A 20,976-nucleotide genomic window follows, 5' to 3' on the forward strand; every position below is an offset into this window, starting at 1 on the left:
GGCGTAGGGGCCGGTCAGAACGCGCTCGGGTCGGTCAACCGCCAGGCCGCGTTGATCTGGCCGATGTGCGACAACGCCTGCGGGGTGTTGCCGAGCTGCGCCCCCGTGATCAAGTCGATCTGCTCGCTGAACAGACCGACGTCGTTGGCGTACCCGGAGACACGCTCGAAGAGCTCCTCGGCCCGCCGGTGCTCACCGGTCATCACCAGACACTCGACCAGCCAGAACGAGCAGAGCAGGAAGCCGGCCGGGTCGGTGTTCCAGCGCCGGATCAGGCCGCCCTCGGTGCTCAGGTCGCGCTCGATGACGGAGATGGTCGCCCTCATCCGCGGATCGTTCGCCGGCAGGAAGTGCACCACCGGCAGGAAGAGCGCCGAGGCGTCCAGCTCGGTGGAGCCGAACGCGGCGGTGAACGCTCCGATCCGATCGTCCCAGCCTTCGCGGAGCACGGTGTCGCGGATCTCGTCGCGGATCAAGGCCCAGCGCCGTGGATCTGCCCGGTCCCCGAGCCGGTCGGCCAGTTTCACCGCCCGGTCCATGGCTGCCCAGCAGAGCACCTTCGACGACAGGTAGTGGCGCTCCTCGTCGCGCGTCTCCCACATCCCCCGGTCGGGCAGCCGCCAGGTGGACGCCACCTGCTCGGTCAGGCCCAGCACCATTTCGCACAGTTGCTCGTCGAACGTCTCGCCGAGGTAGTCGCGCAGCCGCCAGACCGCGGTCATGATCTCGCCCGGCACGTCGAGCTGCCGCTGGCACCAGGCGTCGTTTCCGATCCGGACCGGCCCGGCCCCGGCGTAGCCCGTCAGGTGCGGGCACTCGTGCTCGGTGAGGTCACGCTCGCCTTCGAGCCCGAAGACCACCGGCACGGGCTTGTCGCCGATGCGCCCGATCGAGCGGGTCACCCAGGCGAAGAGGCGGGAGGCCTCGTGCGGGCAGGCCGCCACCCAGAGCGCCCGCAGCGTCATGGAGAAGTCGCGCAGCCAGGAGTAGCGGTAGTCGTAGTTGCGCTCGCCGCCCAACTGCTCGGGCAGGGAGGTCGTCGCCGCCGCCGCGACGGCGCCGCTGCGCGCGTACGTGAGACCCGTCAGCACGGTGGCGCTGGGGCGGACCAGCTCCGGGTACCGACCGGGGTACTTGTGCGTCTCCCGGTACGCCTCCCACGCCTGGATCGTCTCGGCGAGGGCCATCAGCGGGTCGAGCCGGACCGGCGGCGTTCCGTAGGCCTCCCCGTACGCCAGGTCGAAGCCGACGACCTGCCCGTCGGAGACCTCGAACTCCTCGTACACCCGGTCCTGTTCGGCCTGCAACGGCAGCCCATTGGTGCCCAGCACCAGCACGACCGGGCCGGCGGTGGCGAGCACGCTGCCGTCCGGTTGGTCGTGCAGGTACGGGGTGAGCAGGCCGTGTGCGGGGCGCGGTACGTACTCCAGCGCCATCCGGACCCGGCCGCTCAACCCCTCGACCACCCGCATCAGCACGGCTGGGGAGTTCATACCGAGCTGATGCGCCCGAGCGCCGATCTCGGCGGCCAGCGCGTCGGTGACCGCGACGCTCCCCTCGGGGGTGTGGTGCACGGTGCGCAGCACCAGCGTGTCGGGGTGGTAGGCCCGCTCGACCCGGTGGCCGGGCCGGCCCGCGCCGACCGGGGCCAGCCGGAAGTGGCCGGCTTGCGGTCCGACCACCCTGGCGAAGACGGCGGAGCCGTCGAAGCGGTCCGGGCACCACCAGTCGACCGAGCCGTCCCGGCTCACCAGTGCGCCCGAGCGGCAGTCGGAGAGGAATCCGTAGTCGGAGATCGCCGGCTGACCCACTCGCCAGGGGTACCCGGATCGAGGGGGATCCAACGAGCCCGTCCCGGCTCCGTCAGTTCGGTGGCTCGTCGTCGCCGGCGGCTTCCGCGGCGTCCGCCTCCTCCTTCGTGCGGTGCACCGCCTGGTCGGCGTGCTCCGGCGGGCCGTAGACGGTGTAGAGCACCAGTGTTGACGAAGTTGTGCTTCGTACCTGCCGGCACGACCACAAGATCGCCCTGCGTCACCTCCCGCTTCTCGCCCGCCACGCGGGCCTCACCGGTACCGCTGACGAAGGTGAGGATCTGGTCGATGCCCTCGTGTACCTCTTCGCCGATCTCACCGCCCGGCGGGATCGTCATGATGACCAGCTGGGTGTGCTCACCGGTCCACAGCACTCGACGGAAGTCGGGGCTCTTCTCGGCGACGGTCGCGATCGTGAAATGCTCCATGTCGACGCCCATACCCGTTCGGTCGTCGTGCCACTCCGGGACTCGCAGATGGTGGAATTCGCCACTTCATCGAGGTTTGGAGTCGCAGCGGCCGGGGATTGAGGTTCCCAGACCGGCGATCCGTCGGTTGAGCCAGGTCCCCGCTGTCGTACCGCCGAACGGCTGCGGTGGTGGGAGACGGCCAGAGCGCGGCGACGTTCCGACCTGGGTCGGGCGGCGCCGTGCGCTCGTCCGCGCCCGATGCGGCCGCCCGGCAGCGCGTCGACTGTCAGTCGTCCTCGGCGGCGACCGGCTCCCGGCCGAGGCAGCGCACCTTCAGCTCGTACTCTCCGGCGCCCCCCTCGAAGCGGACCTCGACGTCGTCGTCCGGCCCGCGGTCGACGTCGCGCACCCGGAAGCCCTGCGCCGGCGCCCAGGAGACCAGCCGCACTCCCTCGGGCGCGCACTCGGCCACCGCGCTGCCGCCGCCCGTGGTGAAGGTGCGCCGGGCCGGCGAATCGCCCGTCGACGGCGCGGACGGCGACGAGGTGGCGGGGGCGCCGGACCGCGGCGGTGCAGGTGGGGCGGAGGCGAGCGCCCGAGCGATCTCGTCCTCGCCGCGCACCCCGCCGGGAGTCCCGGTGAGGCTTTCGCCGACCAGCCGGATCGCGCCGAGGCCGATGAGGGTGGCGAGGGCGGCGGTGGCCAACCACCCGACGGCGACGAGGAGCCAACGGCGACGCATGCTGCGAGTGTGCCCGACCGGAGGTTGGCCGCGGCACGGCGCGACGCTAAGAGACGGTTAACGATCCGTCCCGACGCGACGGCAGCGGCTAGCCTGCCAGACGTGGCCCGCCTGCTGCTCATCGAGGACGACCTCGCCATCCGTACGCCGCTGATCCGGGCGCTGCGGGAGCGCGGGCACGCGGTGGCCGCCGCCTCGACGGCGATGGCCGGGCTGCGCGACGCGCTGGAGGACCGGCCCGACCTCGTCGTGCTCGATCTCGGACTGCCTGATCTGGACGGCCGCGAGCTGCTGCGGATGCTGCGCGCGGTCAGTTCCGTGCCGGTGATCGTGGCCACCGCCCGCGACGACGAGACGGAGATCGTCCGGGTGCTCGACGCCGGTGCCGACGACTACGTGGTCAAGCCGTTCACCGCGGCGCAGTTGGACGCCCGCGCCCGGGCGGTGCTGCGCCGGTCGCCCGGCGGCGGCACAGCCGAACCGGCGCTCGTGGTCGGTGGGCTGCGCGTCGATCCCCGGTCCCGGCAGGTCACCCTGGACGGAACGCCTGTCGAGCTGACCCCACGGGAGTTCGACCTGCTGCACCACCTCGCCGCCCACCCCGGGCAGGTGGTGACCAAGCGTGAACTGCTCACCGAGGTGTGGCAGATCCCGTACGGCGGCGCCGACAAGACCGTCGACGTGCACCTGTCCTGGCTGCGCCGCAAGCTGGGTGAGAGCGCCCAGGAGCCGCGCTACCTGCACACCGTGCGGGGCGTCGGGGTGCGGTTGGAAGCGCCGCGGGCTGCCGGATGAGGGCCCGGCTGGCGCTCATGGTCGCCGCAGTCAGCGTGCTCATCCTGATCGCCTTCCTGGTGCCGCTGGCGCTGCTGGTGCGCACCGTCGCCGAGGACCGCGCGACCGTACGCGCCACCGCCGACGCGCAGAGTCTGGTCCCGGTGGTGGGCACCGCCGACGCGACCACCATCCGGCTGACCGTCGAGCAGTTGGCCGCCGACTCCGGTCGGCCGGTGAGCGTGTACCTGCCCGACGGCACCGTGCTCGGCACGCCTGTGCCTCGTACGCCGGCGGTCGCGCTGGCCGCCCGTGGGCAGAGCCTGACCGGGGAGTCGGCCTCCGGCCGGGAGGTCGTCATCGCCGTGCAGGGCCGGACCGACGGCACCGGGGTGATCCGGGTCGCGGTGCCCCGGGACGAGCTGACCGACGGGGTGACCCGCGCCTGGCTGGTGCTCGCCCTGCTCGGCCTGCTCCTGGTGCTCATCGGGCTGGTGGTCGCGGACCGGCTGGCGCGCACTCTCGTCCGGCCGATCGGGGACCTCTCGGCGGTGTCGCATCGGCTCGCCAACGCCGAACTCGACGCCCGGGTCACCCCGTCCGGACCGCCCGAGTTGCGGGAGGTCGCCGGGGCGCTCAACCATCTGGCCGGCCGGATCCAGGTGCTGCTGTTGCAGGAACGCGAGCAGGTCGCCGACCTGTCGCACCGGCTGCGTACGCCGCTGACCGCGCTACGGCTCGAAGCGGAGTCGCTGCGCGACCCGGACGACGCGTCGCGGATCACCGCCGCGGTGGACGGTCTCGAACGGGCCGTCACCGGACTCATCCGGCAGGCTCGTTGGCGGCGCACCCCGGCGGCCGGCCCGACGGGTTCGGACGCGGCGGCGATCGTCGGCGAGCGGGTGGCGTTCTGGTCGGTGCTCGCGGAGGACACCGGCCGGCCGGTGACGCTCGACCTCGCGCCCGGTCCGCTGCCGGTGGGCGTGCCCGCCGACGAACTGGCGGCCGCGGTGGACGCGCTGCTCGGCAACGTCTTCGCGCACACCCCGGACGGCACGCCTTTCACGGTGCGGCTGGCCGTCGCCGACGGGCAGGTGGTGCTGACCGTGGCCGACGGGGGCCCCGGCCTGCCGGCTGACGCGGCCCGTCGGGGCGCGAGCCCTGCCGGCTCGACGGGACTCGGCCTGGACATCGCTCGCCGGGCCGCGCAGGCCACGGGCGGGCGGCTGGAACTCGGTACGGCGTCGGGCGGCGGGGCCGAGGTGCTGCTCCGGCTGGGTCCGCCGACGGCTTAACCCGGCCTTAGTCTTCCGACAGCGCCGCCCTATCCGCCCCGGACCGATCCTCATTGGTAGGAACCGAGAGAGGTGGAGACGATGAAGCGCAGTTCAATGCTCCTGGCGTCGGCCGGCGGTGCGGCCGTACTCGCGGTGGCCGGTGTGGCGATCGGTGCCACGGTCGCCGACGACCGGCGCGACCGGGACACCACGTTGGCCGCCGCCACCACCGCCCCGACCGCACCGGACGACAGCGCCACCGGCGCCACCCCGGACGACAGCGCCAGCAGCGGCGCGCCGGGCACCACGGCCGGCACGCCGAGCGGCGCCCCGTCCAGCAGCGGCGCTCCGTCGGGGAACACCGGCGGCGACCGGATCGGACCGCAGCGGGCCGGTGAGATCGCGCTGGCGAGGGCCGGCGGCGGTCGGATCACTGAGATCGAGGCCGAGCAGGAGCACGGCCGCCCGGTGTGGAGCGTCGAGATCGTGTCGGGCGACGTCGAACACGACATCGACGTCGACCGGGACAACGGTGCGGTGCTCCGGGCAGAGCAGGAGCAGGCCGACGACGATGACGATGACGATGACTGACCCGGCACCCGCGCGTGCGGGAACCGGGCGGAATCTCGCGGTCGTGGCACCGTACGGGCGCCGCGACCGCCTGATTCACCGGTGGAGGCACGAGGCACCCCGCGAGGCCGTAGGGCCCGCGGGGTGCGACGGCGACGGACTACTGCTTCTCGGTGAAACCGAACTGAACGATGCCCTGGTCGTCGACGGTCGCGTCGACCGAAGCGTCGCCGAGGATCGCCACGGCGTCGGAATCCAGGAAGATCCGGGCCCCCTGGTTGTCGACCACGTGGTCACCCTGCGTGGGCCCGGCGACCAACTCGACGGTGAGCGAGCCCGCCGCGGCGTCGGCGGCGATGCGCACCCCGCCGTCCTCGCCGACGTCCTGTTGGTTGGCGAGATCGCGAATGACCAGGACGGCGTTGTCGGTCATGGTGAGCATGGTGGGAACTCCTCGTGGATTCTCTCGGACCGCGGTCGAAACGGCGCAGACCGGTGATGGGCACGCGTCCGGTGCACGTGGGAGGTGATTGCGCGGCACTCTGTCGCCGCCAACCGCATCGGGGCAGGTGAGAGCCCCGTCACTACCTACGTTGCACGCCGCCGGACGATCCGTCAAATAGACCCTGATCAGTCGAGCGCGGTCGCGGGGCCGAGCAGCGCTCGAATTTCCCGTACGGCGGCACGGCCCGCCCGGTTGGCCCCGATGGTGCTCGCCGAGGGGCCGTACCCGATCAGGTGAATCCGCCCGTCGGCGGCCACCCGGGTCCCGTCCATCACGATTCCACCGCCGGCGCCACGCAGGTGCAGCGGGGCGAGATGCTCGATGGCGGCCCGGAAACCGGTGCACCAGAGGATCATGTCGGCGGCGACGAAGCGTCCGTCCGCCCAGGCGACCCCGTCGGGTGTGATCCGCTCGAACATGGGTAGACGATCGAGCACGCCCTGCTCCCGCAGTCGGCGCACCTCGGGGGTCACGGCCAGTCCGGTCACCCCGACCACGCTGCTCGGCGGGCGGCCGGCCCGCACCCGGGCCTCGACCAGGGCCACCGCGGCCCGGCCGTGCTCGGGGGTGAACTCGATCTCGCGGAAGTCGGGTGGGCGACGACTGACCCAGGTCGTGCTCGCGGCGACCGGGGAGATCTCGCCGAGGAGTTGCACCGCGGAGGTGCCGGCCCCGACCACCACCACCCGCTGGCCGGCGAACTCCGCCGGGCCCCGGTAGTCGGCCGTGTGCAGTTGCCGGCCGCGGAACTCGGCGCGGCCCGGATAGTGCGGCCAGAACGGCCGGCTCCAGGTGCCCGTGGCGTTGATCAGGGCTCGCGCGGTCCAGCGCCCACGGTCCGTACGCACGTCCAGCCGCCCGTCGGGCAGCGAATGCACCGACTCGACCCGGACGGGGCGCTCCACGGGCAGTTCGAACTCCCGCTCGTACGCGGCGAAGTAGTCGCTGACCACCTCGGAGGCCCGGCGGTCCGGTGCGGCGGCGGGGAACGGCATGCCGGGCAGGTCGTGGAAGCCGTGCACCCGGTCCACCGTCAGCGTCGGCCAGCGGTGCCGCCACGCGCCGCCGGGGCCGTCGTCGCCGTCCAGGATCACGAAGCCGGTTCCGGGTGTGAAGCCGGTCCGGTGCAGGTGATATCCGGCGGAGAGGCCGGCCTGGCCGGCACCGATCACCACCACGTCGACCGAGCGCGTGTCCACGCACCGTGCAACGGGAAACGCCCGGCCGCTCTGCCCTCCGCGGTCGTCGTCTCGCTCACATCTGCGGGCCGACCCGCCGGGCGATCGCCACGACATCGGAGTCGGTGCCCATAAACTGCGGATATGACGGACATACGGCGCTACGCCGCGGAGTTCCTCGGCACTCTCCTGCTGGTCTTCTTCGGGGTAGGCAGCGCGGTGGCCGCCCGGGTCCAGGGCGGCGTGGTGGTGGTCGCGCTCGCCTTCGGATTCGTGATGCTGGCCCTCGTCTACACGATCGGTCCGCTCTCGGGCAGCCACGTGAACCCGGCGGTCACCCTCGGGGTACTGCTCTCCGGCAACACATCGGTGATCGGTGCGGTCGCCTACTGGATCGCCCAGTTCGCGGGCGCCACCGTCGGCGCCTTCCTGCTGTGGGTGCTCACCCGGTGGGGTGACATGGTCGACCAGACCGGGGCGCTGGGCAGCAACGGATACGGCGCGCACATCAACCGCTTCGGCGCCGCGCTACTGGAGACCGTGCTGACGTTCCTCTTCGTACTGGTGGTGCTGGTGGTGACCAACCGCTCCGAGCAGACCGTTGTCGCCGGAGTCGCCATCGGGCTGACCCTCGCCCTGGCACACCTGGTCGGCGTCGCCCTCGACGGCACGTCGGTCAACCCGGCCCGATCCTTCGGCCCCGCCGTCTTCGAAGGCGGCGCCGCGCTGCGGCAGTTGTGGGTGTTCATCGTCTTCCCGCTCATCGGCGGAGCCCTGGCCGCGCTCGTGGCACCGCTGTTCGCCAAGCCGGACACCCCGCCGCCCTCGGCCGGGGACGCCGGAGAGCCTCAGCCGGCCTGACGTCCAGCGTCACCGCACGACCCGTCCGGCAGCGCCGTACCGTGCGCCGACCGGACCCGGATCGGCAAAAACCTTCGCCATCGAGCCTTTCCCGGCGATTATCTCCATGACAGCATCGAGGCATGCAACGTCGTCTCTTCCCCCGGACGCTCGCCCTGGTCGCCCTGGTCGCCGCCGCCGCGACCGCCGGCGCCCCCGGTGCGACCGCCGAGTCCCCCGCTCCGTCCGTGACCCGCCTCAACGCGACCATCGACGCGATCCTCGCCGACCCCCGGCTGGCCGGCGCACAGGCATCGGTCGTCGTGGCGGACACCGCGACCGGTCAGACCCTCTACAACCGCAACGGTGACCGCCGGCTGGTACCTGCCTCCAACACCAAGCTGCTCACCTCCACGGCGGCCATGGCGCTGCTCGGCCCGGGCCACCGCTTCACCACCGACGTACACACCAGCGGCAAACGTGTCGCCGGCGTGGTCACCGGCGACCTCTACCTGCGCGGCGGCGGCGACCCGACCATGCTCGCCGCCGACTACGACGCGCTCGCGGCGCAGGTGGCGGCGGCGGGCGTACGCGTCGTGCGGGGCGACCTGGTCGCCGACGACACCCGCTACGACCACAACCGGCTCGGGCCGGACTGGACCTGGGACGACGAGCCCTGGTACTACGCGGCGCAGGTCTCCGCCCTGACCGTCGCACCGGACACCGACTACGACGCGGGCACCGTGATCGTGCACGCCGCACCCGGGAAACAGGCCGGCGCGGCACCGGTGCTCACCACCACCCCGCCGACCGACTACCTGCGGTTCGACAACCGCGCGAAGACGGTGGCCGACGGCGAGACGTCGATCTCGTTCGAGCGCGAGCACGGCAGCAACACCATCGTGGTCACCGGCCAGATCGCGACGGGTGGCGAACCGGCCAGCGACTGGGTGACGGTCTGGGAGCCGACCGGATACGCGGCAGACGTGTTCCGGGCAGCCCTGCAACGGCACGGCGTACAGGTTCAAGGGCGCACGCTGCTCGGGCTGCCCACCCCGACCGCGGCGGCCACCGTCGCCCGCCACGACTCGATGACGCTGGCCGAGCTGATGGTGCCGTTCCTCAAACTCTCCAACAACGGGCACGCCGAGGTGCTCGCCAAGGAGATCGGCCGGGTCGTGGCCGGCTCGGGCACCTGGTCAGCGGGGATCGCCGCCGTCAGCGGGTACGTGTCGAGCGTCGGCATGGACACCGACGCGCTGCGGCAGCGGGACGGCTCCGGCCTCTCCCGTCGCAACATGATCCCGGCCGGCGAGTTCGTCGACCTGCTCGCCGCCGTCCGCACCGAGCCCTGGTTCGACGCCTGGTACGCGGCACTGCCCATCGCCGGGCAGCCCGAGCGCTTCGTCGGCGGCACGCTGCGCAGCCGGATGCAGGGCACACCGGCGGCCGGGAACGTGCACGCCAAGACGGGCAGCCTCACCGGCGCGTCCAGCCTCTCCGGCTACGTCACCGACGCCGACGGCCGGGTGCTGGCGTTCTCGATCCTGCTGAACAACTACCTGGCCTCGTCGGTGAAGGGGCTGGAGGACCAGATCGCCGTCGCGCTCGCGGGCTACAGCGAGAAGAGCGCGGACACGGCGCGCGTCGCGCCGCCCGCGATGCCCGAGGCACCGCAGGTGCCCGAGGGCTGGGAGTGCTCCTGGGTCAAGCCGATCGCCTGCTGAGCGGGACCCGTTCGTCAGGTAACCCGTTCGCGTGGGGCGGTCCGTCGTGCCGGGCCCCGAAACAGGGGCCCGGCACGTCAGGCACTCGGGCGGGGCGGGAGCGGCGCCGCCGGGTCGCCGCGCTCGATGAGCGCGTCGATATCGGCGTCACGCAGCCCGCGCAGCGCCAACACGCGCGCGCCCCAACGGTGCAGGCGGCAGGGGTGTGGATTGGCGTCGTTGCGGCAGATCGTCCCGCCGGACCAGCGCTGGGGTGCGTGCACCACCACCGCCCGGAGGGCGAACTGCACGTCCTCGCCCGTCACGTACGGCGGCAGCGGAATCTCCCGGAGCGTGTCGTCGGACGACTCGGCGGGACCGGCCTGGGCGACCGGACGGACACGGTGGGCGGTACCGATGCTCATCTGCACAATCCTCCACACAGGACGGTCGGACCGGGACAGCAGAAAGTTACGACGCCATCGACCGAGGGCGACGGACAAACTGTCCCGCGTTCTGGGTGGGGGTTTCGATGACCGGTCCGGACGAGGGCCCGGCGCGGACGCCGCAGGCACCCGGCGGCGACCCACGACGGCGGGTCAGACCCGTTCCAGCACCACCACCGGGATCTCCCGGTCCGTCTTGGTCTGGTATTCGTCGTACGCGGGCCAGATCTTCGCCATCGTCGCCCACATGCGGGGCTTCTCCTCGGCGGTGGCGGTCCGCGCCCGGGCAGTGAACCGCTCGGCACCGACCTGCACGTCGACCTGCGGCTCGGCCAGCAGGTTGAGATACCAGGCCGGGTGCTGAGGCGCGCCGCCCTGCGAGGCGACGACCAGGTAGTTCTCGCCGTCGCGCCCGTAGATGAGCGCGGTACGACGCAGCTTGCCGCTGTGCCGGCCCCGGGTGGTCAGCAGCAGCGTGAACACGCCAGGTCGCCACTCGTGCCCGTCGGCCCCGTCGGTCTCGAGATACCGGTGGATGTGGCTGGCGACCCAGCTCGTGGGGCTGTCCAGCACGCCTTCGCTCGCGGTCATGGGCGACTCCTTTCGGATCTTTCGCAGTCGACGCCAACGCTACCGCCGGCCTACGGTCTCGGTCCGATGAAGGAACGGACGACGGTGCGCAGCTCGCCGCTTCCCGCGACGGCCAGTTCGAAGCCGTTCCGCTTCCGGACCGTCGAGTCCGCGCCCCGCAATCCCCGGTGCACCCAGTCCCGCGATGACCAGGTGGTGTCGGAGCTTCAGCGGATCTCGAAGCCGAGCGCCTGAGCGATCACCAGCGACTGCTCGGCGTCGATGATCGCCCCCGCCCGCTCCACCACCAGCGGATCGAGTGCGGTCAGGTCGGTGCCGCGCAGGTCGGCGCCGGAGAGCCGCGCGCTGTTCAACTGCGCGGCGGAGAGGTCGACTCCGGCGATCGTGGCGCCGGTCAGGTTGGCACCGGTGAGGTCGACCTCCCGCATCCGCACGTCGGTGATCCGTACCCCGCGCAGGTCGGCGCGGGGCAGGGCGACGAACGACCAGTCGCCCCCGGAGATCGTCAACGGTCGCAGGTCGCACTGGGCGAAGGTGCTGCCGACCAGCTTGCAGCCGGTGAACTCGGCCTCGAAGAGGTTGCACCGCTGGAAGGCACACCGGGTGAAGGCCGAGTCGGTGTGCCGGGAGCCGTTGAACTTCACGTTGCCGAAGGTGCAGCCGTCGAAGACCGCGCCCCGGCTGACCGCCTCGGTGAGGTCGACCTCGAAGAACGAGCAGCGGACGAAGCGCCGATCGGTCAGTTCCTCGCCGTACCAGTCCTCGTCACGGAAGGTCGCGTCCTCGGTCAGCTCGGGCATCGGGCCAGGCTACCGACGAACACCGACATGTGTGGTCGGCGGCTATTCCCGCCGGGAGCGCCGCCGGGTAGGTTCGGCGAGGTGAGTGTGGTGAAGAGCATCGATCCGGATCAGGTCGGCTTCGACCCGGCGCGGCTGGCGCGGATCGACGAGCACTTCGGCAGGTACGTCGACGACGGCCGGCTCGCCGGCTGGCAGGCGGTCGTCACCCGCCGCGGCGAGGTGGTCCACTCGACCGCGTACGGGCTGCGCGACCGGGAGGCGGGCACCCCGGTCGAGGCGGACACCCTGTGGCGGATCTACTCGATGACCAAACCGATCACCTCGGTCGCCGCGATGATCCTCTGGGAGGAGGGGCGCTTCGAGCTGACCGACGAGATCAGTCGCTGGCTGCCCGAGTTCGCCGACCTGCGGGTCTACGCCAAGGGCTCGACGCTCAAGCCGTACACGGTGCCGGCCGTCGAGCCGATCCGGGTGTGGCACCTGCTCAGCCACACCTCCGGCCTCACGTACGGCTTCATGCAGACCTCGGTGGTCGACGGTCTCTACCGGGCCGCCGGCTACGACCTGTACCCGCCGTCGGACGTCGACCTGGCCGGTGCCTGCGCCGCTTTCGCCCAGCTGCCGCTGCTGTTCCAGCCCGGCACGGCCTGGGGCTACTCGGTCGCCACGGACGTGCTCGGCCGGCTGATCGAGGTGGTCTCCGGGCAGAGCCTCGACGCGTTCTTCACCGACCGGATCTTCCGGCCGCTCGGGATGGCCGACACCCGCTGGTACGTCGAGGGCGAGGAGGCCGGCCGACTCGCCGCGCTGTACGCCCCGGACCCACGCACCGGGCAGGCCATGCGCTACGACCAGCTCGGCGCGCTCGCGTACCAGAAGCCGGCCCTGCTCTCCGGCGGAGGTGGTCTCATCTCCTCCGCCGCCGACTACCACCGCTTCACCCAGATGCTGTTGCGGGGCGGCGAGCTGGACGGGGTACGCCTGCTCGGCCCGCGCACCGTGCGCTTCATGACCCGCAACCACCTCCCCGGTGGCCAGGACCTGGGCACCCTCTCCACCGGCGGGTTCGCCGAGACCACGCTCGACGGGATCGGCTTCGGGCTCGGCTTCGCGGTGGTCGACGACCCGATCCCCAGCCGGGTGCCGAGCAGCGTCGGCGAGTACTACTGGGGTGGCGTGGCGAGCACCGCGTTCTGGGTCGACCCGGCCGAGGAGATCACCGCGCTCTTCCTCACCCAGCTGCTGCCCTCCAGCACGTACCCGATCCGGCCGCAGCTGCGCCAACTCGTCTACTCGGCGCTCGTGGACTGACCCGTCTCGGGTTCTCCCGGTAACGCCACCGGCAGCCGACCCGGTCAATAGCCTTGAGAACCGGAGGTCACGTCCGGCGGGAGGCGGTCATGAGCAGCATCGTGGTGTTCGGCGCGGGTGGCACCGCCGGCTCCCGGGTCACCGCCGAGGCGGTCGGACGCGGACACCGGGTCACCGCCGCGGTACGCCGCCCGGAAGCGGCCTCCTACCTGCCCGCTGGGGTGCAGGTGGTGACCGGGGACGCCACCAGCGAGCGGAGCGTACGGGAGTTGGCCCCGGAGGCCGACGTCATGTTGGTCGCGATCGGCGGAGGCGAGCGCGGGCTCTGGCTCGACGCGGCACGGGCGCTGGTCACCACGCTGCGCGGGCTGCCGGACGCGCCCCGGATCATCCACCTCGGCGGCGGGTCGACGCTGCTCACCCCGAAGGGGACGCCGTACCTGGACGAGCCGGACTTCCCCGAGGCGTACCAGGACTCGGCCCAGGGGCAGGCCGATGCCCTCGACTACTACCGCAGCCAGGCCGACGGGGTGACCTGGACGTACGTCTCGCCGCCGCCGCTGGAGTTCCACCCCGGCGAGCGGACCGGGCACTACCGCACCGGCACCGACGAGCCGGTCACCGACGATCAGGGCCGGTCGGTGCTCACCTACGAGGACCTCGCGGTGGCGATCGTCGACGAGATCGAGAACCCCCGGCACGAGAACATGCGCTTCAGCGTGGCCTACTGAGGTTCCTGCGCGAGCACCCTGACCGGCTGGCAAGCCGTGTCAATCATGGGTGTCGATCACCTGCCGCCGGGCTCCGGGCCGTCACCGGTGCTGTGCCTGTCGCCGGTGCTGTCGAGCTGCCCCATTTCTGAGACAGCGGGAGCCGGGTGCCGCAGGTATGGGGCGCAGACGCCAAATTTGCGGGCACGGCGCGCCGCACGCAGGGCAGGAGCGCACGCGCCGCACGCAGGGCACGAGCGCACGCACCGCACGCACCGCACGCAGGGAAGGAGCGTACGCACCGCACGCGGGGCAAGAGCCACGCCCGCACGCGAGGCAGGAGCCCACGCCCGCACGCGAGGGCACGAGCGCACGCACCGCACGCGAGGGCACGAGCGCACGCACCGCACGCGAGGGCACGAGCGCACGCACCGCACGCGAGGCAGGAGCGCACGCACCGCACGCGGGGCAGGAGCGCAGACGCCGCACGGGCGCAGCCCAGACCCAGGCGCGGCGCGGCCGGCTGCTGGCCCGGGTCGGCGAGAGGAAGAACAGATGCGCCCCATTTCTGGGGCAGCTCGACAGGCTCCGACTGGAACCCCGTCACCGCCAGGCGCACGCCGCCGTGGACGGCGTCCGCCCCCGGACGACGAGCAGCGCGACACCGGTCGCCTTAAGAAAAGGCGCAGACGCCGGCACCCGGCGGGAAGCCGGGCGTCAGTCGGCGAGGCGGGCGGGGAACCCGCCGGTGGCGATCGGGCTCCAGCGCTCGATGGTGACCCGGATCAGGGACTTGCCCTGCTGCACCATGGCCGCGCGGTACTCGTCCCAGTCGGGGTGCTCGCCCGAGATGCAGCGGAAGTACTCCACCAACGGCTCGAGCGCCTCGGGCAGGTCCAGCACCTCGGCCGTGCCGTCGATCTGCACCCAGGGGCCGTTCCAGTCGTCGGAGAGCACACAGGCCGACACTCGCGGGTCGCGGCGGATGTTGGCCGCCTTGACCCGTTCCGGATAGGTGGAGACCACCAGCCGGCCGGCGGTGTCCACGCCCGCGGTGACCGGCGAGGCCTGCGGGCGGCCGTCCGCTCGGGTCGTCATCAGCACCACGCGGTGCCGGGGGCGGAGGAATTCGATCAGGCCGTCGCGGTCGACCTTGGTGTTCGTCGCGATGCTGCGTGCCACGGGTCGTTTCTACCAGGCCCGCCGGCGGGCCGCCGCCGGGTGCCCGTTCAGTCCGGGCGGACGGCGTTGCGCTCCGCGACCTGCTGCGCGGGTACGCGGGGCCGCACCGATGGCCGCCAGGCGCGCCCGTTGGCGTAGATCACCCGGAATCCCAGGTACGAGGCGAGGGGCGCCCAGTGCGCCGAACCCATCCGCAGTTCCGCGGCGTTGTGCCGCTGGCCGTTGGCCAGTACGTCGAGCAGGACGGTTTCGAAGGCCGCCGATTCGACCCAGTCCACGTCCCGGGTGAAACCGCAGATCAGTGCGGCTCCGGTGATCTGGAGGAATTCGCGCAGCGCCGCGTCCGAGGCGCGCAGGACGGAACAGCTGCCGAAGTAGAGCCGCCGCCCTTCGCAACGCCCGGCCATCAGTTCGGCGACGTCGGAGAGTTCGACGGAGTTCCAATCGGTCAGGCGGAGCCGGCTCGGCTCCCCGTGCATCGCGAAGAATCCCACCCGATGGTCGGCGTACTGCTTGAGCAACCAGCGGTCGAGGAAGTAGAACAGCTCGTCGCGGGTCGCCGCGTCCTTGTGGATGAACCGGATCTTGCCCAGCCGCTCGAGCAGTTCGAGCGTGGGCAGCACGGACCCTCGCTCGTTGAGGTCCCGGTGCCACTGACCTTCGACGCAGAAGACGCCTCCCCGGGCCACGTCCACCTCCCCCGCGCGTCGTCCCGGAGGCTGACGTTACCGCTCACCGAGCCTGGGAGAACATCAGCCCCGATGGGGGTATTCCGCAAGTTTCGCCGTCTTTATGCCCACTCGGCGTTGCACAGCAGAAATGGCTGATTCACGGATCAACGACATTTTCGGCGATCGTCCAGCAACCGCAAATCATGAGGACGATTCTCGTTAATCGCCCCCAACTGGCCCGATAGCTGCCAGGGTGGAAATCACGGGACGCCCCGGTCAATGTCCCGAAGCCCACCCCATTCACGTTCCTATCGGGAGGACTTCTGTGCGCGTAAACACCCTGAAGCGGGCTGCCGTCGCTTTCGCCCTGGCTCTGCCAGGCGCCGCGATCGCCGCGGTGGTCGCCGCGCCAGCGGCTCATGCCGACGGCTGCTACACGTGGAACCGCAACCTCTACCAGGGGCGGTCCGGATCCGACGTCCGCGAGTTGCAGATCCGGGTGGCCGGTTGGGCAGGCAACCGGGACATCGTCGAGACCGACGGCATCTTCGGACCGAAGACCCACGCCGCGGTCCGGCGGTTCCAGCAGGCGTACGGGCTGCGGGTCGACGGCATCGCCGGCCCGGAGACGTACGCCAAGCTCTACGAACTCCAGGACAACGACTGCACGCCGCGTCACTTCACCTACAGCGAGCTGGACGGCGGCTGCGGCCAGGGCGGGTACAGCGGGGGCCCGCTGTCGGCCAGCGAGACGCGCGAGAACGCGCTGCGCACGATGTGGAAGCTGGAGGCGCTGCGTCGCAGCCTCGGCGACGAGCCCCTCTACGTGACCAGCGGCTTCCGCAGCAAGTCCTGCAACAACCAGGTGGGCGGCGCGTCGGACAGCCAGCACCTCTACGGCACCGCCGCCGACGTGGTGTCCCGCACCTCGTCGCTCTGCGAGGTCGCCCGCGACGCCCGCACCAAGGGCTTCAGCGGGATCTTCGGGCCCGGCTACCCGGACCACGACGACCACGTGCACGTCGACTCGCGCCGCGAGAACAACGACGACGGCGTCCGAAACAGCACGAGCTGGTCCGCGCCGGACTGTGGGGTCGGCAGCAACTGAGCGACCGCCGGAGCGACACCGGCCCGGTACGGGGATGGGGGGACCTCGCGCCGGGCCGGCGTCCTGCCCTCCAATCGGAGCCACCGGAGGTAAGGATCGGCGACGCTGTACCGGGTCTCCCGGGACGGCCTGGTGGAGAGCGGTGCGGCAACCTCGATCATCCGCTTCTCGGTCAGCAGCCGCAGCGCCCGGGTGAGGGATGCCTGCGGGAGGTCGCCGGCCGCCCTGACGATCAACGAGAACGTCCGTTCACCAGAGCCGATCGCCCGCAGTACCAATCCGGCCTACGACTGTGGCGGGAACTCGGCAGCCAACGCCCGCTCACCGCTGACGACCAACGCCGACGTCGGGTCGGTCACCGCGTCAGCGAGGTAGTCCCCCAGCGTCGCGCCGTCGGGCCACTCGTCGAGAATCAGGGGCAGCCCGCCGGAGACGAGGTAGGCGTCGAACGCATCGGGCGCCGGAAGGGCGAGCATCTCCGCGACGTCGGCGGGGCTCAGCGGCGGAACCCTCAAAATCAGACCAGACCGGCGTCGTGCACGAGCAGGGCCACCTGCACCCGGTTGTTCAGGTCGAGGCGGGACAACAGCCGGGACACGTACGCCTTCACAGTCGCCACGCTCATATAGAGCTGCGCGGCGATCTCGGCATTGGTCCGGCCCTGGCCGAGCGCGACAGCGACCTCCCGCTCCCGCTCGCTGAGCGTGCTCAGCAGCCGCAACGCGCGCTCCCGACGCGGATCCGGCCCGGCCGGGGCTGGCGTGGCGCCGGTGACGTGCGCGATCAGCGCCCGGGTGACCGCCGGGGACAGGGTCGCCTCGCCCGCCGCCACCCGGCGTACCGCCTGCACGATCTCCCCGGGCGGGGTGTCCTTCAGCAGGAAACCGGAAGCGCCGGCGCGCAGCGCCCGGAGCACCTGCTCGTCGGCGTGGAAGGTGGTCAGCACCAGCACCTCGGGCGGGTTCGGCGACGCGCGCAGAGCCTCGGTCGCGGCCAGCCCGTCCAGCCGGGGCATCCGGATGTCCATGAGCACCACGTCCGGCCGACCGGAGTCGACCGCCGCGGGCACCTCGTTACCGTCGGCCGCCTCCCCCACCACCCGCAGGTCCGGCACACCGCCGAGGATCATCGACAGCCCGGCCCGGACCAACGGGTCGTCGTCGACGATCAGCACCCGCACAGGCCCGCCGTCCGACGCCGGGCCTGCGGTATCCGACGCCCCGGCGTCCACGCCGCACGGGTCCGGGTCGTTCGTGCCGGCCCGACCCGGCCCGGTCACGCCGGCCACGGCAGCCACGCCGCCAGGCGGAAGTCGCCCGCCTCGTCCCGCCCGTACTCGAGGCGGCCGCCCGCCAGCGTGACCCGCTCGGCGATGCCGACCAGCCCGGTGCCCGTGCCGGGAATCTCCGCGTCGGCCGATCCGCCGACCGGCCACCGGTTGCGGATGTCGACGCTGAGCCCCGCGCCCGGCGCGCCGGCCACGTCGACGGTGACCACGGTGCCGGGTGCGTGCTTACGGGCGTTGGTCAGACCCTCCTGCACGATCCGGTACGCGCTGCGCCCGACCGCCGCCGGCACCGCGTCCACGGCGGCGACCAGTTGGGTGGCGTTGACCCGTACGCCGGCCGCCCGGGACTCCTCGATCAGTGCCGGGAGGTCCGCCAGGGTGGGTTGGGGACGCTCCGGACCCTCCTCGACCCCGCTCTCCGTACGCAGCACCCCGATCACCTCGCGCAGATCCTGCAACGCGGCGTGCGCGCTGCCCCGAATCACCCCGGCGGCCTTCGCCACCTCGTCCGGCGGCGCGTCGGGGCGGAACTCGAGCGCCCCGGCGTGCAGGCTCAGCAGCGAGATCCGGTGCGCGAGGACGTCGTGCATCTCCCGGGCGATCCGGGTGCGCTCCAACTGGCGGGCCTGCGCCACCCGCAACTGTTGCTCCGCCTCGGCCCGTTCGGCGCGCTCCCGCAGCGACACCACCAACTGCCGGCGGGCCCGCACGAACATCCCCCAGGCCAGCACCGTCGCGCTGATCACCACGCCCCACACGGTGGCCGCCCAGTACGGCAGGTTCGGCTCGGGCCGTAGATAGCCGAAGGCGAAGTTGGTGCAGAGTCCGGCGGCGGTCACGGCCAGCGCGACAGTGGTGCGTCGGTGCACCACCACGGTGAAGTAGATGATCACCAGTGGGAAGGCGCCGGCCATGGAGAACGCGGTCAGCGGCAGGGTCGCCACCGCCAGGCCGAGCGGCCAGCGCCGGCGCACCCACAGCAGCCCGCAGCAGACCAGCCCGATCAGGGCGTCCACGACGATCATCCAGCCGTGGGGCAGCCGGGTGGCGAGCTCGGGAGCCGGGGTGAGGGCGTCCAGCGTGGCGAACAGCACCCACAGCAGGGAGATCACGAAGGCCACGCTGTCGACGATCCAGTCCCGGGTGGTGCGCCGGGGGCGGGAGCGTGCGCGCTCGGTCGGCACGGCGAGCGCCCCGGGCAGCAGCCAGGGGTGATCCGGCACGACGACGCTGGTCACGGGTCAATGCTAGGCAGCGTGGAGACCGGCCAGCCAGCTACCAAAGTCGAGAGCCTCGCGTAGACCAAGGTCGCTGCGATAGGCGACCGTCGGCCGCTGCGGGCGGCCGGGTGGCTCGCGCAGGCTCGACGCATGATCAGCGTGGAGAACCTGAGCAAGCGGTACGGCCGGCATCAGGCCGTCGACGACGTGTCGTTCCGCTGTGAACCGGGCACGGTGACCGGGTTCCTCGGACCGAACGGGGCGGGCAAGTCCACCACCCTGCGGATGATCTGTGGGCTGACCCCGCCGAGCACCGGCCGGGCGACGGTGGGCGGACGCCCGTACCGGGACCTGGAGAACCCGGGGCGGGAGATCGGGGTGCTACTGGACGCCTCGGCCCAGCACGCCGGCCGGACCGGCCGGGAGGCCCTTGGCGTGGCCGCGTACACCATGGGTCTGGACCGGCGGGCGGTCGCGGCCAAGCTGGAGCTGGTCGGGCTCGACGGGGCGGCGGCGAGGCGGCGGGTCCGGGCGTACTCGCTGGGCATGCGGCAGCGACTCGGCCTGGCGCTGGCGCTGCTCGGTGACCCGCGGGTGCTGATCCTCGACGAGCCGGCCAACGGGCTCGACCCCGAGGGGATCTTCTGGATGCGCGGCCTGCTGCGCGACTTCGCGGACCGGGGCGGCACCGTGTTGCTCTCCTCCCACCTGCTGCGCGAGGTGGAGGCGGTCGCGGACCGGCTGGTGGTGATCGGGGGCGGGCGGATCGTGGCCCAGGGCGACAAGACCGAGTTGCTCTCCGGCAACGGCACGCTGGTGCGCGCCCGCGACGCCGAGGCGCTGCGCCGAGCCATGGCCGCCGCCGGGCTCACCGTTCGGGAGACCGGCGACGGGCTGCTGGTCCACGCCGGGACCGAGGCCGTCGGGCAGGCGTCCGCGGACGCCGGGGTGGTGCTGACCGAGCTGCGCCCGGCCGGTGGTGGCCTCGAGCAACTCTTCCTCACCCTCACCGCCGAGTCGACCAAGGAGGCCGGGAAGTGACCACCACGACGACACCCCAGGCAAGCAGCGTCGAGCCCGTGCCGCGTCCCGGCGTCCGGCGGCCGTCGCTGCCGCGGCTCACCGCGGTGGAGCTGCGCAAGCTCGCCGACACCCGGGCCGGACTCTGGCTGCTGATCGTCATCGGGCTGACCACCGCCGTCATCGTCACCCTTCAGCTCATCTTCGCCGACGCCGCGGACCAGACCTTCGTGAACTTCTTCGTGCCGTCGCTGTTGCCGGTCGGGGTGCTCCTGCCTGTGCTGGGCATCCTCTCGATCACGTCTGAGTGGTCACAGCGCACGGCGCTCATCACGTACGCCCTGGTGCCCCGGCGCGAACGGGTGGTCGCCGCGAAGCTGGCCGCGGTGTTGCTGGCCACCCTCGCGTCGGTGGTGACCAGCCTCGCGGTGGCCGCGGTCGGCACGCTGATCGCCGGGGCGACCGGCGCGGCGGGCCGGTGGGAGTTCGACGAGACAGTGCTGCTCAACTCGGTCGTCTTCCAACTCGCCAACGTGCTGATGGGCGTCGGGTTCGGGCTGCTGCTGCTCAACACGCCGCTCGCCATCGTCACCTACCTGTTGCTGCCCACCGTGTGGTCGATCGTCGGCGAGCTGGTGCCGGCGCTGCATGGGCCGGCCGGCTGGCTGGACACCGGCCGCACCATGGAGCCGCTGCTGAGCGGTTCCATGACCGGCGACCAGTGGGCCCGGCTGGGAGTGTCGCTGTTGGTCTGGGTGGTCGTGCCGCTGGCCGCCGGCCTGGTCCGGACGCTGCGCCGCGAGGTGGCCTGAC

At 72.2% G+C, this 20,976-nt stretch carries 22 protein-coding genes and 1 pseudogene; 10 read left to right on the plus strand and 13 right to left on the minus strand.

Annotated elements, in window-relative coordinates; genetic code table 11:
- Positions 1-14 precede the first annotated feature (14 nt).
- The 3 genes and pseudogenes from AB0F98_RS04405 to AB0F98_RS04415 form a co-directional block, all read right to left on the minus strand.
- Complete coding sequence (locus AB0F98_RS04405; protein WP_357728423.1) at positions 15-1,811, minus strand: glycoside hydrolase family 15 protein; 1,797 nt, start codon at positions 1,809-1,811, stop codon at positions 15-17.
- A 52-nt stretch (positions 1,812-1,863) separates the two neighbouring features.
- Positions 1,864-2,239, minus strand: a pseudogene (locus AB0F98_RS04410) (cupin domain-containing protein).
- Between the two features lie 268 nt (positions 2,240-2,507).
- Positions 2,508-2,963: a septum formation initiator gene (locus AB0F98_RS04415; protein WP_357728426.1), complete on the minus strand. Its 456-nt coding sequence runs from the start codon at positions 2,961-2,963 to the stop codon at positions 2,508-2,510.
- Between the two features lie 102 nt (positions 2,964-3,065).
- On the opposite strand from AB0F98_RS04415, the gene AB0F98_RS04420 reads away from it, so the two are divergent.
- From AB0F98_RS04420 to AB0F98_RS04430, 3 genes are all read left to right on the plus strand, one after another.
- Entirely contained in the window at positions 3,066-3,758 is a 693-nt protein-coding gene (locus AB0F98_RS04420; protein ID WP_357728429.1) for a response regulator transcription factor, read from the plus strand.
- Positions 3,755-5,032 carry a HAMP domain-containing sensor histidine kinase gene (locus AB0F98_RS04425; protein ID WP_357728432.1) on the plus strand — a complete coding sequence of 426 codons (1,278 nt, stop codon included), beginning with the start codon at positions 3,755-3,757 and terminating at the stop codon, positions 5,030-5,032. The genes AB0F98_RS04420 and AB0F98_RS04425 overlap by 4 nt, the downstream gene beginning before the upstream one ends.
- 81 nt (positions 5,033-5,113) lie before the next feature.
- Positions 5,114-5,605 (plus strand): PepSY domain-containing protein, encoded by a 492-nt coding sequence (locus tag AB0F98_RS04430; RefSeq protein ID WP_357728435.1) that lies wholly within the window; start codon positions 5,114-5,116, stop codon positions 5,603-5,605.
- Between the two features lie 139 nt (positions 5,606-5,744).
- On the opposite strand, the gene AB0F98_RS04435 is transcribed toward AB0F98_RS04430, so the two are convergent.
- The gene (locus AB0F98_RS04435; protein WP_076470326.1) at positions 5,745-6,026 is read right to left on the minus strand and encodes an adhesin; all 282 of its coding nucleotides are present in this window, start codon (positions 6,024-6,026) and stop codon (positions 5,745-5,747) included.
- A 188-nt stretch (positions 6,027-6,214) separates the two neighbouring features.
- Positions 6,215-7,288, minus strand: coding sequence for an NAD(P)-binding domain-containing protein (locus AB0F98_RS04440; protein ID WP_357728438.1), 1,074 nt, complete (start codon positions 7,286-7,288; stop codon positions 6,215-6,217).
- 123 nt (positions 7,289-7,411) lie between these two features.
- Between AB0F98_RS04440 and AB0F98_RS04445 the strand changes: the two genes are divergently transcribed.
- Entirely contained in the window at positions 7,412-8,128 is a 717-nt protein-coding gene (locus tag AB0F98_RS04445; RefSeq protein ID WP_357728441.1) for an aquaporin, read from the plus strand.
- A 122-nt stretch (positions 8,129-8,250) separates the two neighbouring features.
- A complete protein-coding gene (dacB, locus tag AB0F98_RS04450; protein WP_357728444.1) occupies positions 8,251-9,834 on the plus strand; it encodes a D-alanyl-D-alanine carboxypeptidase/D-alanyl-D-alanine-endopeptidase in 1,584 nt (527 codons plus the stop codon).
- A gap of 77 nt (positions 9,835-9,911) precedes the next feature.
- Here the strand turns inward: dacB and AB0F98_RS04455 are convergent, their stop codons facing one another.
- The 3 genes from AB0F98_RS04455 to AB0F98_RS04465 all read right to left on the minus strand — a co-directional run bounded on the left by AB0F98_RS04455 (position 9,912) and on the right by AB0F98_RS04465 (position 11,650).
- Complete coding sequence (locus tag AB0F98_RS04455; RefSeq protein WP_357728447.1) at positions 9,912-10,238, minus strand: hypothetical protein; 327 nt, start codon at positions 10,236-10,238, stop codon at positions 9,912-9,914.
- Between the two features lie 174 nt (positions 10,239-10,412).
- Positions 10,413-10,850, minus strand: a complete 438-nt coding sequence (locus tag AB0F98_RS04460) for a nitroreductase family deazaflavin-dependent oxidoreductase (RefSeq protein ID WP_076470321.1) — start codon at positions 10,848-10,850, stop codon at positions 10,413-10,415.
- A 206-nt stretch (positions 10,851-11,056) separates the two neighbouring features.
- Entirely contained in the window at positions 11,057-11,650 is a 594-nt protein-coding gene (locus AB0F98_RS04465; RefSeq protein ID WP_357728450.1) for a pentapeptide repeat-containing protein, read from the minus strand.
- Between the two features lie 81 nt (positions 11,651-11,731).
- Here AB0F98_RS04465 and AB0F98_RS04470 point away from each other — a divergent pair, with 81 nt between their 5' ends.
- Together AB0F98_RS04470 and AB0F98_RS04475 are read left to right on the plus strand one after the other, a co-directional pair.
- Entirely contained in the window at positions 11,732-12,964 is a 1,233-nt protein-coding gene (locus AB0F98_RS04470; RefSeq protein WP_357728453.1) for a serine hydrolase domain-containing protein, read from the plus strand.
- 89 nt (positions 12,965-13,053) lie between these two features.
- Complete coding sequence (locus AB0F98_RS04475; RefSeq protein WP_357728456.1) at positions 13,054-13,695, plus strand: NAD(P)H-binding protein; 642 nt, start codon at positions 13,054-13,056, stop codon at positions 13,693-13,695.
- 696 nt (positions 13,696-14,391) lie between these two features.
- Here the strand turns inward: AB0F98_RS04475 and AB0F98_RS04480 are convergent.
- Both AB0F98_RS04480 and AB0F98_RS04485 read right to left on the minus strand, forming a co-directional pair.
- On the minus strand, positions 14,392-14,856 hold the full coding sequence (locus tag AB0F98_RS04480; protein ID WP_357728459.1) for a PPOX class F420-dependent oxidoreductase: 465 nt from the start codon (positions 14,854-14,856) through the stop codon (positions 14,392-14,394).
- A gap of 47 nt (positions 14,857-14,903) precedes the next feature.
- Positions 14,904-15,545 carry a hypothetical protein gene (locus AB0F98_RS04485; RefSeq protein WP_357728461.1) on the minus strand — a complete coding sequence of 214 codons (642 nt, stop codon included), beginning with the start codon at positions 15,543-15,545 and terminating at the stop codon, positions 14,904-14,906.
- 307 nt (positions 15,546-15,852) lie between these two features.
- Between AB0F98_RS04485 and AB0F98_RS04490 the strand changes: the two genes are divergently transcribed.
- Complete coding sequence (locus AB0F98_RS04490) at positions 15,853-16,635, plus strand: M15 family metallopeptidase (RefSeq protein WP_357728464.1); 783 nt, start codon at positions 15,853-15,855, stop codon at positions 16,633-16,635.
- Between the two features lie 284 nt (positions 16,636-16,919).
- On the opposite strand, the gene AB0F98_RS04495 is transcribed toward AB0F98_RS04490, so the two are convergent.
- Genes AB0F98_RS04495 through AB0F98_RS04505 form a run of 3 tightly spaced genes read right to left on the minus strand, consistent with a single transcriptional unit; the run spans position 16,920 to position 19,161 of the window.
- On the minus strand, positions 16,920-17,150 hold the full coding sequence (locus AB0F98_RS04495) for a hypothetical protein (protein WP_357728467.1): 231 nt from the start codon (positions 17,148-17,150) through the stop codon (positions 16,920-16,922).
- A 2-nt stretch (positions 17,151-17,152) separates the two neighbouring features.
- A complete protein-coding gene (locus AB0F98_RS04500) occupies positions 17,153-17,866 on the minus strand; it encodes a response regulator transcription factor (protein WP_357729089.1) in 714 nt (237 codons plus the stop codon).
- Between the two features lie 44 nt (positions 17,867-17,910).
- Complete coding sequence (locus AB0F98_RS04505) at positions 17,911-19,161, minus strand: histidine kinase (RefSeq protein WP_357728470.1); 1,251 nt, start codon at positions 19,159-19,161, stop codon at positions 17,911-17,913.
- A gap of 132 nt (positions 19,162-19,293) precedes the next feature.
- Between AB0F98_RS04505 and AB0F98_RS04510 the strand changes: the two genes are divergently transcribed.
- Entirely contained in the window at positions 19,294-20,184 is an 891-nt protein-coding gene (locus AB0F98_RS04510) for an ATP-binding cassette domain-containing protein (protein WP_357728473.1), read from the plus strand.
- A 38-nt stretch (positions 20,185-20,222) separates the two neighbouring features.
- A complete protein-coding gene (locus tag AB0F98_RS04515; RefSeq protein WP_357729092.1) occupies positions 20,223-20,975 on the plus strand; it encodes an ABC transporter permease in 753 nt (250 codons plus the stop codon).
- The last annotated feature ends 1 nt before the right edge of the window (position 20,976 follow it).

Origin of the sequence: Micromonospora sp. NPDC023737, assembly GCF_040639715.1 — a bacterium.
Taxonomy (GTDB): domain Bacteria; phylum Actinomycetota; class Actinomycetes; order Mycobacteriales; family Micromonosporaceae; genus Micromonospora.

What these genes read in the sequence shown, in the direction of transcription:
- AB0F98_RS04415 (WP_357728426.1), bottom strand. Translation starts at nt 2,963, where the DNA reads ATGCGTCGCCGTTGGCTCCTCGTCGCCGTCGGGTGGTTGGCCACCGCC.
- AB0F98_RS04425 (WP_357728432.1), top strand. Translation starts at nt 3,755, where the DNA reads ATGAGGGCCCGGCTGGCGCTCATGGTCGCCGCAGTCAGCGTGCTCATC.
- AB0F98_RS04430 (WP_357728435.1), top strand. Translation starts at nt 5,114, where the DNA reads ATGAAGCGCAGTTCAATGCTCCTGGCGTCGGCCGGCGGTGCGGCCGTA.
- AB0F98_RS04435 (WP_076470326.1), bottom strand. Translation starts at nt 6,026, where the DNA reads ATGCTCACCATGACCGACAACGCCGTCCTGGTCATTCGCGATCTCGCC.
- AB0F98_RS04445 (WP_357728441.1), top strand. Translation starts at nt 7,412, where the DNA reads ATGACGGACATACGGCGCTACGCCGCGGAGTTCCTCGGCACTCTCCTG.
- dacB (WP_357728444.1), top strand. Translation starts at nt 8,251, where the DNA reads ATGCAACGTCGTCTCTTCCCCCGGACGCTCGCCCTGGTCGCCCTGGTC.
- AB0F98_RS04455 (WP_357728447.1), bottom strand. Translation starts at nt 10,238, where the DNA reads ATGAGCATCGGTACCGCCCACCGTGTCCGTCCGGTCGCCCAGGCCGGT.
- AB0F98_RS04460 (WP_076470321.1), bottom strand. Translation starts at nt 10,850, where the DNA reads ATGACCGCGAGCGAAGGCGTGCTGGACAGCCCCACGAGCTGGGTCGCC.
- AB0F98_RS04465 (WP_357728450.1), bottom strand. Translation starts at nt 11,650, where the DNA reads ATGCCCGAGCTGACCGAGGACGCGACCTTCCGTGACGAGGACTGGTAC.
- AB0F98_RS04475 (WP_357728456.1), top strand. Translation starts at nt 13,054, where the DNA reads ATGAGCAGCATCGTGGTGTTCGGCGCGGGTGGCACCGCCGGCTCCCGG.
- AB0F98_RS04510 (WP_357728473.1), top strand. Translation starts at nt 19,294, where the DNA reads ATGATCAGCGTGGAGAACCTGAGCAAGCGGTACGGCCGGCATCAGGCC.